Source organism: Desmonostoc vinosum (assembly GCF_059505385.1).
Genome location: NZ_JCACKM010000042.1, coordinates 1 through 12,617 on the forward strand (window position 1 = coordinate 1; position 12,617 = coordinate 12,617).

The 12,617-nt window shown below is 41.8% G+C and carries 9 protein-coding genes; 4 read left to right on the top strand and 5 right to left on the bottom strand.

The window, feature by feature from the left end; all coding sequences use genetic code 11:
* Positions 1–204 precede the first annotated feature (204 nt).
* The gene (locus AC5JMF_RS07140) at positions 205–1,326 is read left to right on the top strand and encodes a glycosyltransferase (protein WP_495795008.1); all 1,122 of its coding nucleotides are present in this window, start codon (positions 205–207) and stop codon (positions 1,324–1,326) included.
* Positions 1,327–1,368: 42 nt separating this feature from the next.
* On the opposite strand, the gene AC5JMF_RS07145 is transcribed toward AC5JMF_RS07140, so the two are convergent.
* From AC5JMF_RS07145 to petL, 3 genes are all read right to left on the bottom strand, one after another.
* Entirely contained in the window at positions 1,369–1,908 is a 540-nt protein-coding gene (locus AC5JMF_RS07145) for a DOMON-like domain-containing protein (protein ID WP_495795009.1), read from the bottom strand.
* Positions 1,905–3,023 (bottom strand): phosphotransferase enzyme family protein, encoded by a 1,119-nt coding sequence (locus tag AC5JMF_RS07150; RefSeq protein WP_495795010.1) that lies wholly within the window; start codon positions 3,021–3,023, stop codon positions 1,905–1,907. The genes AC5JMF_RS07145 and AC5JMF_RS07150 overlap by 4 nt, the downstream gene beginning before the upstream one ends.
* 170 nt (positions 3,024–3,193) lie before the next feature.
* Entirely contained in the window at positions 3,194–3,289 is a 96-nt protein-coding gene (gene petL, locus AC5JMF_RS07155) for a cytochrome b6-f complex subunit PetL (protein WP_495795011.1), read from the bottom strand.
* A gap of 310 nt (positions 3,290–3,599) precedes the next feature.
* Here petL and aroB point away from each other — a divergent pair, with 310 nt between their 5' ends.
* From aroB to AC5JMF_RS07170, 3 genes are all read left to right on the top strand, one after another.
* Positions 3,600–4,691 (top strand): 3-dehydroquinate synthase, encoded by a 1,092-nt coding sequence (aroB, locus tag AC5JMF_RS07160; protein WP_495795012.1) that lies wholly within the window; start codon positions 3,600–3,602, stop codon positions 4,689–4,691.
* 270 nt (positions 4,692–4,961) lie between these two features.
* A complete protein-coding gene (locus tag AC5JMF_RS07165; protein WP_495795013.1) occupies positions 4,962–6,266 on the top strand; it encodes a glutamate-5-semialdehyde dehydrogenase in 1,305 nt (434 codons plus the stop codon).
* A 719-nt stretch (positions 6,267–6,985) separates the two neighbouring features.
* Positions 6,986–8,041: a J domain-containing protein gene (locus tag AC5JMF_RS07170; protein ID WP_495795014.1), complete on the top strand. Its 1,056-nt coding sequence runs from the start codon at positions 6,986–6,988 to the stop codon at positions 8,039–8,041.
* 20 nt (positions 8,042–8,061) lie between these two features.
* Here AC5JMF_RS07170 and AC5JMF_RS07175 read toward each other — a convergent pair whose 3' ends face one another.
* Both AC5JMF_RS07175 and leuS read right to left on the bottom strand, forming a co-directional pair.
* Positions 8,062–9,843 carry a glycosyltransferase family 39 protein gene (locus AC5JMF_RS07175; RefSeq protein ID WP_495795015.1) on the bottom strand — a complete coding sequence of 594 codons (1,782 nt, stop codon included), beginning with the start codon at positions 9,841–9,843 and terminating at the stop codon, positions 8,062–8,064.
* Between the two features lie 101 nt (positions 9,844–9,944).
* Entirely contained in the window at positions 9,945–12,566 is a 2,622-nt protein-coding gene (gene leuS, locus AC5JMF_RS07180; protein ID WP_495795047.1) for a leucine--tRNA ligase, read from the bottom strand.
* Positions 12,567–12,617 lie beyond the last annotated feature (51 nt).

Here is a 12,617-nt window from a genome sequence, read left to right on the forward strand (position 1 = left end):
TCTCCCTATCTCCGCGTCAGCCAAATCATAAGTCTTTAAACGGACATGATATAAATACAAATAGCGTTGCATAAGCATTGGTAGGTTGGGGTTTAGTGTAATAAAATCATGACTAATTTACACAATAGAAAACCCTGTTATGGCAACTAAGCTCACAAATACTATAAAACAGTTTAAAAATTTGCAATCATAAAAGGCATTTATATGAAAGCAATAGTTGTGATGCCGTTAGCCGAACAAAAAGGTGGCGGTGAAATGATGCTTTGGGATTTGATGCAGCAGGGACGTAACGCAGGTGTTGAGTGGTTGGTAATCTTTTTAGAAGACGGCCCGATGGTTGCACAAATCCAGTCCCTTAGCATTGATACGCGAATTGTCAAAATCGGTCGTCTGCGTCAATTTCACCGTTTGATTGTTGCAGTTTTTAGGATAGCAGCGATCGCCCGTCGTGAAAAAGCAAATGTAATAGTCAATTGGATGTGGATTACCCATATATCGGGAGGTCTAGCAGCGATGCTAGCGGGGATACCTGCTGTGTGGTATCAACTAGAAGTACCAACTGACAAGGCTTGGTTAGTGCGGCTTGCTACTCTATTACCTGCGCGTGCAATTATCACCCTCTCCCAAGATGGTAAACAGGCACAAGCGCAGATTTGGCCCCACAGACCAACAGCCTTAGTCTACCCTGGTGTAGCATTAGACAGATTTGAACCTTCTAGCCTACCTTCTGCTGAACAAGCACGACGAAAGTTAGGTTTGCCATTGCATGGGCCATTAATTGGAATTGTTGGACGATTGCAGCGATGGAAGGGAATGCATGTATTAGTGCAAGCAATGCCGAAAGTATTGCAAAAGTACCCAGATGCTCATTGTGTAATAGTTGGGGGAAAGCATGATTTAGAACCAGACTATGAAGACTTGTTAAAAGCAGAGATAGCAGCTTTGGGGTTAAATCAGCGGGTAATTATGGCTGGGCTACAGCGTAATATCCCAGAATGGATACAAGCAATGGATGTATTCGTTCATGCATCGGATCAAGAACCATTTGGAATAGTGATTATTGAAGCTATGGCTCTTGGTAAACCAGTAATTGCGGGTAATGCCGGAGGCCCAACTGAGATTATTACTAACGGTGTCAATGGAATGCTAACACCCTATGGCGATGCAGCTCAGTTGGCGATCGCTATTATCCGCTATCTTGATGAACAAGAATTTGCTCAAAGTGCCGGAGTAGCAGCGCGACAGCGTGCCCTAGATTTCTCTACACAACGTTATGCTCAAAACTTTATCAATACACTTCGTTCTGTAATTCTAGGTGTCTCGTAGATAGAATAATAGTTTTTTCACACCGTTTTATTTAGCTCCAGATCACAACTCAATTACAAAACTATCTCGCCGATGAAAGTCAGCCTCTGCACCTCGATGAGTTAACGCCCAGTAACTCACCGCGCTGTCTTGATTTTTGATGACAGTGGTAATGGCAACTTCAAGGGCTTGAGCTGCTGAAATGATTTTACTTAAATCGATATCTAAAGCCAGTGTCAAACTATCAAACTGCTGCTGCACACTAAACGGGAGTGTTGTAAAAGCTGTTTCCTCTTGCATTCCTTGACGATACCCATCAAAACGATAGATATTCCAGTGTCCAGCAGGCGACAAGTTAAATTCCCAATAGCGTTGAGAATTCTTGATGCCAAGAAAGAACTCAAAGCAAGTATCTTTCCATAACTCATGCTTTCGCACTGCTGTGTCTGATGGTGGAGTAATAACAACTTCTTGCAAGTTGCCCACTAGTGTGTGATTGATGCTCAATATATTAACATGTCGGGCGATATTACCTAAAATGTTTAAATCCGGCAAGGACTCGCCAGAGGGGAAAGGTAGCAAATAAAATGACTGCTGGTTCATTTCACGTCTTGGATGATGGCACGAATCTTGGTTTCTTGAGATTCGATACTCTCGGTAAGCTTAAACTGAACTAGTGCCCTCGCGAGGTTGTGTTCTGGATGCTTGACTTTGAAGTAGATATTTCCTGCTAAATAATCAGCAAAGAATCTCAGCCCTAATTCAAAAGCAATGAGACGAATCGCATCGTACATGTAGATATAGTCATTTTCTGTAAGAAACGCCTTCGCCACAGAGAGATAACCAGTTAAAATTTCTTGACACAATTCAGTATCAAAATATATATCTTCCCATGCTGTGGTTTCTTCTCCAGCAGGATTACAGCCCGATCGCAAACAATCGCCAATGTCGTAATGTACCAGACCAGGTTTAACAGTATCAAGATCAATGACACTGACAGCTTTTTGAGTAGCAGTATCAAACATCACATTATTGATTTTAGGATCGCCATGCATCAAGCGTAACGGTAGCTTACCTTTGGTTTTGGCATTTTCTAATACGTGTGCCAAGAGTTGGCGATCGCTAACAAATTGTAAGCAATAATTAACTTCAGGAGATTGACGCACACTAGTTTTTGTCAAAACTTCGTTGTAATGTTGAAGGTAAAGAGGTGTGATATGAAACCCTACAAGGGTGTCGGCAAGTTTTTCCGGCGACAGGTCACTAATGAGATTGTGGAACATCCCCAAAGCATAGCCAATTTCTTGGGCGTGTGAGCTGCTTTGCATGGTGTCAAAAGATTGCGAGGCTGAGATAAAGCTAATCGCTCGCCAAAATGAGCTGTTAGTATCTCTCCAGTAGTCTTGAGCATTTTTAGTTGGCAATACGCGCGGTACTTCCCAGCGGCGGTTAAGAGGACTGCATTGTAAACGCTGACGAACATGATCAGTATAGGCACGCATATTCTGCATGATCAGTTCGGGCTGACGAAATACCCGCATATTAATTCTTTGTAAAACAAAATGCTTTTCTGCTGAAGCATCCAATGTTACCAGGAAGGTATCATTGACATTACCACTTCCAAATGCTTGAACGCTTATCACCTTACCTTGAAGCGCGAATTGATCAGCAATAGCAACAAGATGATCTGTACCCTGTGTTTTCAATTCTTCTGTCATGTTTGTGTTTGACCTGCACTACTCCTCACGTAATTGCACAAAGGCAATAGGGCATATAGTAGCGCAAGGGAATGGAGAATGGGGACGCGGGGACGCAAAGACGCGGGGAAAATTTCCCGGTCACTGAGCGAAGTCGAAGTGCATCCCCTCCTATCCTGCAACAAGGTCGATTAGATTATCTTGGCAGTACGCAGACCGAAAAACAGACCAAGAGCTATACCAAAGAACAAACCCAAGAAGACGATGTAGGCAATTATTGCAAACATTTATTTTTTCTCCACAATACTTCACTAAATCTATTGAATCATTTGGGATGAGGAATAGGGAATGGGGAATTGGGAATTGGTTCCAAAATCTTTAAACGCGTCCCCCTTTGGGTGACGCTCGCAAGCTCGCTAACGCAGTCGCCTGCGGAGGGAAACCCTCCTTTACTCGCTGTCTCACCGCGTCCCCGTATCTCTCTATCCCCACGTTGTTCAAAACGCTAAATCTCAAAAACCTACACCTGTCAACCCTCATCCCCCCTTTTCAAGATTGCGATAGAATACAGCCCACAGGCGCTTTTTGGGTTGGGTAATGACTTCTGTAATTAGTGTGAATCTACCAGAGCAGTCTTATGAGATTGCGATCGCATCTGCAAGTTTAGATCAATTAGGTGAACGGATGAGCAGTTTAAACCTGGGCAAAAAGGTACTGCTGGTTTCTAACCCGACTATTTTTAAATATTATGGGGAAAAAGCGATCGCATCTTTAAAATCTGCTGGATTTGAAGTTGCTAGCTGCACTCTCCCACCAGGTGAACGCTACAAAAACCTCAACTCTATCCAAAAAATCTATGACGCTGCTTTGGAAAACCGTCTAGAACGTTCCTCGACAATGGTGGCTTTGGGGGGAGGTGTAGTTGGTGATATGGCTGGCTTTGCAGCAGCAACTTGGCTACGAGGGATTAATGTGGTGCAAGTGCCTACCACTCTCTTAGCAATGGTAGATTCGGCAATTGGTGGCAAAACAGGTGTTAATCATCCCCGTGGTAAAAACTTGATTGGGGCATTCCATCAACCACGTCTGGTGTTAGTTGACCCCGCAGTGCTAAAAACTCTGCCGATGCGGGAATTTCGAGCCGGAATGGCAGAGGTGATTAAATACGGCGTCATTTGGGATGCAGAATTATTCACTCAGTTAGAAGCAAGTAAACGCCTCGACCAACTCCGCTATGTAAAAGCTGATTTGGTGGATTTCATATTAACGCACTCTTGTCAAGCAAAAGCTGATGTTGTCGGCAAAGATGAGAAAGAAGCCGGACTGCGGGCAATTCTTAATTATGGTCATACCATCGGTCATGCAGTGGAAAGCTTAACTGGTTATCGTCTAGTAAATCACGGTGAAGCAGTCGCTATTGGCATGGTAGCAGCAGGAAAAATCGCCGTGGAACTAGGACTATGGCAAAAAGAAGATACAGAACGGCAAAATATTTTAATTCAAAAAACGGGTTTACCGACTCAGTTACCAGATGGGTTGAATATTGAAGCAATTATAGACTCGTTACAATTAGACAAAAAAGTTAAAGCGGGTAAAGTCCGGTTCGTTTTACCAACGCAGATTGGTGTTGTAAAAGTTACTGATGAAGTGCCTTCAGATGTTATTCGCCAAGTATTGCAAGGAATGTAGTTAAATTGCGATCGCCACGGTTAACTTTTAAGTAATTAATTATGTGTGCGATCGCGTTCAAATAAACCTCCCAAATACTATATACTTAGGAAGATTTTCGCGCAAGTTAATGTGTTGTAAAATACGTGGCAGCAGGCTAGGTAAATCTTGATTTGAGAGCATAAGTTTATGACTTAAACCACAACTTATACTTACGATGCCGTTGGTCAAAGGTTGGTAGGATAAGGAAAGGCAAAGTATTATTGCCATATTTAAAAGTTTTTGTGTGACATGACTATTACTGATGTTACTTCCCCTTTAATTACGAGCGCTCAACACACTCGCCAAGCTGCAAGTTCGCTGGCGATTCTCTCTACTGAAGCAAAAAATCAAGCGCTCGCAATGATCGCTCAAGCTTTAGAATCAGCAAAAGATGAAATATTGCAAGCAAATCTTGTAGATTGCCAAGCTGCTGTTGATGTCATTCCCAAACCACTTTACAAGCGTTTGCAGCTAGATGAACATAAACTAAGAGATGCGATCACCGGAGTACAAGATGTAGGCAAGCTAGCAGATCCGGTAGGTCAAATACAAATTCACCGCGAACTTGATACTGGCTTAGTTCTGAAGCGAATCACTTGTCCTTTGGGTGTTTTGGGAATTATTTTTGAAGCACGTCCAGAGGCAGCAATTCAAATAGTTTCGTTGGCTATTAAGTCTGGTAATGGTGTAATTCTCAAAGGTGGTAGCGAAGCTGTTCGTTCTTGTGAAGCAATTGTTAAAGCAATTAAACAAGGTTTATCTCAAACTGCTGTTAATCCCGATGCAGTGCAATTGTTAACAACTAGAGAAGAAACTCTAGAACTTTTGCAGTTAGATAAATATGTCGATTTAATTATTCCTAGAGGGTCTAACTCTTTTGTTAGGCTTGTGCAGGAAAATACTCGGATTCCTGTATTAGGACATGCTGATGGCATTTGTCATCTTTATGTAGACAAAGCTGCTGATATTAGCAAAGCAATTACTATAGCAGTTGATGCCAAAGCCCAATATCCTGCTGTTTGTAATGCAATCGAAACTTTGTTAATTCACCAAGCGATCGCACCTGAATTTTTACCAAAAGTTGCTGAAGCTTTGCAAGCACGTCATGTAGAATTAAGAGGCGATAAACGCACTCTAGCAATTTTACCAAACATTGCCACAGCAACAGAAACAGATTGGGAAACAGAATATAGCGATTTTATTTTGTCAATTAAGATTGTAGAGTCTTTAGAAGATGCGATCGCTCATATTAATCAATATGGTTCTCGTCATACCGATGCGATTATTACCGAAGATGTCACTACTGCTGAAGCTTTCTTTGGACTAGTAAATTCAGCTGGAGTATTTCACAATTGCTCTACCCGTTTTGCTGATGGTTTCCGCTATGGTTTTGGTGCAGAGGTAGGGATTAGTACTCAACAAATGCCGCCTCGTGGCCCTGTTGGTTTAGAGGGATTAGTAACATACAAATATCAAATGACTGGTGATGGTCATATTGTTGCAACCTACACCGGAGAAAATGCCAAGTCATTTACTCATCATGATTTAAGCTAACGTGCCTTACATCTGCACAGTCTTTGGTTATTGGTGTCATTTGTCATTAATTAATGACAAATGACACCAATAACAGAAAATTAACATGTATATAGTCAAAGAAAATAATCGGGTTGAACTCACACAATTCAGTTCAAAGAACCATAGAAGTCGTTGGGATCTAAGTCCACAGGAAATAAAAACATTTCCTTATTGATTAGCAGTGCCTCATAACAAAGCTTAACTGCCTTATTTAGGGTGCAGAACTTGATTGGAACCCATTTACTATTGGAGAAAAAGTAAACAACGACTCGAATCGGTGTAGACTCTTCCAACGGAAGTGGAATTTGCCAAGGTGAAAGCATAGAATATAAAACTCATTTTTATGTACTTATAATTAATTCTTATAGCAACACACGTTTATCGCCACTGTCCTAAGTCAGACTTTTGTGGTATATCCAATGAGTGGTCTATTACACAATACGGTTCAATTAAGTGTTTAGCCTTAAATGTTGTATTAAAAAGAACTCTTGTGGGATGGGCGTCTTGCCCGTCCGTGGCGGGTATCTTGACTGTTCCGCAAGAAAGTTTATTACAACATTACAACACATAACTAAGCTGTATTAAGAATCCGCTGGTTAGGGATCATGTATCATCAATTAGGTATCTTCTTTGAGCATTGATTTAACGACTTTGATAGTTCTGTCATTTTTTACCCTTTGAACTTACATACGTCTTCTATGCCTAGAAAAACCCCATCCCACTCGACTACCACAACACCACTGGCTCTCTCTGAATTACATATCCGTCTAGAGACTCTAGAAAAAGAACACCAATCGCTACTGAAACAGATTAAGAGAAAGCGGACAGAACTAAAGAACTTTGTTGAACAGATGCGTTCTTTAGCCACGGATGTATTTCATCGAGCCACGCCTAGTTTCCAAAAAATGGCAGAGCTAGATAAAGAAATCCACACTCTGTTTAATGAAATTTTTTCCACCAGAAAGTTTGGTAAACAAACCCAAAAAAATATAGAAGCAATTTACCATAGCCTTCAGATGGCAGGAATCATCAGTCCAAAATCTCAGAACGAACAGCCAGATACAGAAATAGACGAACTGTTTGAAAACTCCGAGCCAGAAGATGATTTTTCGCAAGAAAACGCTGAATATCGCCATCAAAATTGGCAAGCACAACAGTTTCCTGAATCTCCGTCTGTAGCTAGAACAGATGAATCTAGAAAAATTCGTCAAACATTTCTGAGGTTAGCTGAAATCTTTCATCCTGATAAGGTAAAAGACAGCGAAACCCAGATGTACCATACAGAGATTATGAAGGAAATTAATAAAGCCTACCAAGATGGAGATTTGGCACGACTTTTAGAAATTGAACGACAGCAACAAGTGGGCGAAACTATTGACTATAATAGCGAGGATGATTTAACACGAAAATGTAGAAGTTTAGAACAGCAAAATGAAATTCTCCAAACTCAATATGAAAACTTGAAAAGGGAACTACGTCTAGTAAAAAATACTCCAGAAGGAGCAATAGTTTCTGATTCTCGTAAAGCTGCTAAAAAAGGCATTGATCCTATTGGACAGATGTTAGAAACAATAGAAGATCAGATTCATGTAATTACAGAAATTCGTGATTTTGTCAATAACTTTAAACAAAAGAATATTACTATTAAAGAATTTCTCAATGGCCCAGCTATTCTGCGCTCTTTGAATCAAGAAATTATGGAAGATATGCTTGAGCAGATGTTATCAGAATTAAATGGGATAGTGATATTTTGAACTACCGAACTTAGGAAATACTATAATGAGGGTTCACCCTGTTCCCTTTTAATGCAATGATAAACTTTGTATTCATAGCCGTTTACCGCTGGCAAAGATTGAGTTTCAGCGCTACATGTTTTGACTTCTGCTGCTACAGAGGCATGGAAATTAACCAGCCATAAATCAAAGGGTCTTGGTAATGTTTTTAAGGTATTTCCGAGAGCAATTGTAGAAGTGTTGGGATTTTGGTCTTGATGAGCAAGGAGAAACAGAGGAGATACAGAGGCATGATTTTGGATTTTAAATTCCCTCACTATCCCCATCATTTCACCAATTTGGACGTGAGTTAATTGTGTAGTGGCAATTAGTATTTGCGCTTTGGATGTTTGTTGAATTAGCTGTACAAAAAGGTCAGGACGGTAGTATTTTTGATAGCCGAAGTTACAAACTACTGTAACTGCACTCAAAAAACCCATGAGCCAGATTAATATTACAGCTTTTTTGCCATTTATTCCCCATTTACCTAGTTCTGAAAAATTTTGTTCTACTTTTTTAAAGACGGATTTGTTGGCATTTTTTTCTATGATTAATTCTTGAGGAAGATGCCAACAAACTGCAAGACTTGCTCCTACTAAAATCATCACAGCAGGAAAGTAAACAAAGTTATAACGAGCGCCCCTAGTTAGGTCGATACCAAGACAATAGGTGAAGATAAAAAATAAAGTGATCGCCCCAACAATTACTCCAGTTAACATCTGAATCATCAGACGAGTTTCTGATGTTTGTAACTGTAATTGCCACCCGCGAACTAAAATCGGTACTGCCCAAATAAAGAAAATCAGCATCACCAAACCAGAAACAATCACTACCGCTAATTGTGGTGCTTCAACTGGTAGCAAGCAAATCATCGTAATCCATGCTGCCAAAGCTTGGAAAATTGGGCTTAGCCAAGCAAATCCCACACGCGGCTCTTGTATCCAGTCTGTCAATTTACTCCCATAAGTATTCTGTAAAAATATTGGTAGCCAAACCAAACCTGCGACAAAAGTGCCGATCGCAACGCTATAGATCCTCACCCAAGGAGGGGAAAGAGGATGATGTCGCCAAGCCAGAACTATTAAAACTAGAGCTTCCGCACAGAGGGTAAGAGCAAAGAAGTAATGAGTTGCAATACCTAAAGCATTAATGCCTACCCAAAAGAGTGCGATCCACACGGGTAACTGTGTACGATTTTGGATATGACGCGTAGTAATGACTAGGCAGGCAAGAGAAGCGATTACCCACAGAATAGCCAAAGTGTAATGACGTGCTTCTTGTGCTAAAAAAATGCTGTAAGGTGATACTGCCATCATCGCCGCAGCTAGATGACCAACTAAGCGAGAGCGAAAAGCTAACCAACTGACGATATAAATAGCCAGAACCGATGCCGCGCCCAAAAGAGCAGCAAGCGATCGCGCCCCCCACAAATCAACTAAACCCCCCTGTGCCGGAAATAACTGCATCCACCAGTGAGCTAAGAAAAAATACAGTGGCGGGTGGTTCGTTTCATGACTCAGATGTTCCCATACGTCTTGAATACTAGCATTAGCTTGGGGTTGGAGTGGCTGCAAGAGAATATCAGGGGTGATGGCCTGATCCAAAGGTACTGATAAAAAACTATTCCCTAAACTAAACACCAAGGTAGAAAATTCATCAGTCCAAGGCGGCTTGCTAGTTAAGTTAGCCAAGCGCAAACCGATGCCGATAAGCAACCAAATCAGCAACAGTAAAGGATTAAGCCAGCGTTTAGGGATAAAAATATACCAGTTAAGTAGATGCATTGTTCCCTATTCCATGATCCTAATTCTTAACAGCCACAATCCGATAGGACTGCTTGCTATGGGGAGTGTGAATAATCCTTCGTACTACAAATGACAAAGGACTAATGACCAACGACAAAATTCACCAACTTTCCAGGTACCACAATCACCTTCTTAATCTCCTTTCCCTCAAGGTAACGCTGGGCAACTTCTGATTCGCGGGCATACTTCTCCTGCGCCGCTTTATCAGCTGACGCTGGTACTTGAATCGCACCGCGAGTTTTACCATTAATCTGAATCACCAAAGGAATTTCATCAGCTACCAACGCTTGAGGATCATAAGATGGCCAAGTTTGCTTATGCACTGACTCGACGTTGCCTAATTGATGCCACAATTCATCAGCAATGTGGGGTGCAAAAGGTGCTAGCAACACCACCAATGTTTCAATACCCTCTGCATAAATAGGTGAATCTTGACAATTAGCTTCTTTTAAAGCATTTCGCAATTTCATCAACTCTGACACAGCAGTGTTAAATTGATACTCACCTTCTACATCTTCGGTGGTTTTTTGAATGGCAGTGTGAATTACCTGACGCAAATCCTTTTCCGATTTACTCAGTTGTGTCTGCTGATTACTAACTACTCTTGGCTTACTAGTAAAATCACTTGCCAATTGCCAAACATCATTTAAAAAGCGGAATTGTCCTTTGACATCAGCTTCATCCCACTCCAAATCTTTTTCTGGAGGTGCTTTGAACAAAATGAACATCCGCGCTGTGTCTACACCATATTTGGCAATGACATCTTCTGGTGCTACACCATTACCCTTGGACTTGGACATCGTAGCATAAAGCTGCTGTAACGGTTCTCCTGTCCGAGGATCACGGGGGTCAGCCGGGTCAACAAGATTAGAAGCAATCCATTTATCTTTACCAGACTTATTGGGATTCAAGTAAGTTAAACCCTGTACCATGCCTTGAGTCAACAAACGTTGGAAGGGTTCGTCAAAGTTCAACAAGCCCCTATCTCGCAACACCTTAGTAAAGAACCGTGAATATAACAGATGTAAAATCGCGTGTTCAATACCACCTACATACTGATCAACTGGCATCCAGTCATTAGTTTTACTAGAATCAAAAACTTGCTGTTCGTTCTTAGCGTCGGTAAAGCGCAAGAAATACCACGAGGAATCAATAAAAGTATCCATCGTGTCAGTTTCTCGCTTCGCTGGCGTGCCACAGGTTGGACAAGGTACATTTACCCAGTCTGCTAACTGAGTCAACGGCGAACCACTACGCCCAGTAAATTCGATATCTTCCGGTAACTGCACAGGTAAATCTTTGTCAGGTACTGGCACAATTCCACATTGGGGACAATGAATTACAGGTATTGGTGCGCCCCAGTAGCGTTGGCGTGAAATTAACCAATCCCGTAAGCGATACTGGACTCGCAATTTACCGAAACCTTCTTTTTCGGCATACTCGATTATTGCTTGCTTAGCATCAGTAGAAGTCATGCCAGTAAAAAGCCCAGAATTGATTAAAATTCCTGGTTCAGTGTATGCCTCGTTGTAATCAATCTGGATGAGTTGTGTAATTTCATCTGTCTCTAATGTGGGAGTTAAATCAAAACCTGCCACATCTTCTGGGGAAGCGATCACAAAATCAATCGGCAAATCGTAAGTTTGAGCAAACTTAAAATCTCGGACATCATGCGCTGGTACACCCATCACTGCCCCTGTACCATATTCATACAGTACATAGTCAGCAATCAAAATGGGAACCTCATCTCCTGTGAAAGGATTAATAGCTTTCCCACCCGTGGAGACGCCTCGTTTGGGCTTGTCTTCCGCAGTGCGTTCTAACTCACTTTGACGGGAAACTTCTTTAATAAAAGCTTCTACTGCCGCTTGCTGTTCTTTGGTGGTAACGCGCTTGGTTAATGGGTGTTCTGGTGCTAACACCAAATAGCTAACACCATAAACTGTGTCTGGGCGTGTGGTATACACGCCAATTTTTTCGTCACTGCCAGCGATCGCAAATTCTAAATAAGCGCCTGTGGATTTACCAATCCAGTTGGCTTGCATCAACTTCACACGTTCTGGCCAACCTGTCAACTTATCTAAATCATTGAGTAATTCTTCGGCGTAGTCGGTAATCTTAAAAAACCACTGCCGTAACAATTTGCGCTCAACTTCTGCCCCGCTACGCCAAGAACGCCCTTCGCTATCAACTTGTTCGTTTGCCAACACAGTTTGGTCAACAGGATCCCAGTTTACCGCCGCTTCTTTTTGGTAAGCTAACCCCGCCTGCAAAAACTGCAAGAAAATCCATTGTGTCCACTTGTAATAGTCTGGGGAACAGGTAGCAACTTCGCGTTCCCAGTCGATAGAAAAACCAAGACGCTGCAATTGCTGCCGCATTTGAGCAATATTTTGATAAGTCCACTTTGCCGGCGGAACACCACGGTCAATAGCGGCATTTTCTGCTGGCAAGCCAAAGGCATCCCAACCCATTGGGTGCAGTACCCGATACCCTTGCATTCGCTTAAGGCGGGCAATCACATCAGTAATTGTATAATTACGGACGTGACCCATGTGTAGGCTACCCGATGGATAAGGGAACATGGACAAAGCATAGAATTTTGGCTTGTCATCAACGATGGGTGTTTGATCTAAGCCAAGTTCTGCCCATGTTTTTTGCCATTTTTCCTCAATTGCTGCTGGTGTATATCGGAAATCCACCGAAAATTCTCCTACTGGATCTGTAATCGTGTCTGCCTCCATATTGTAGAT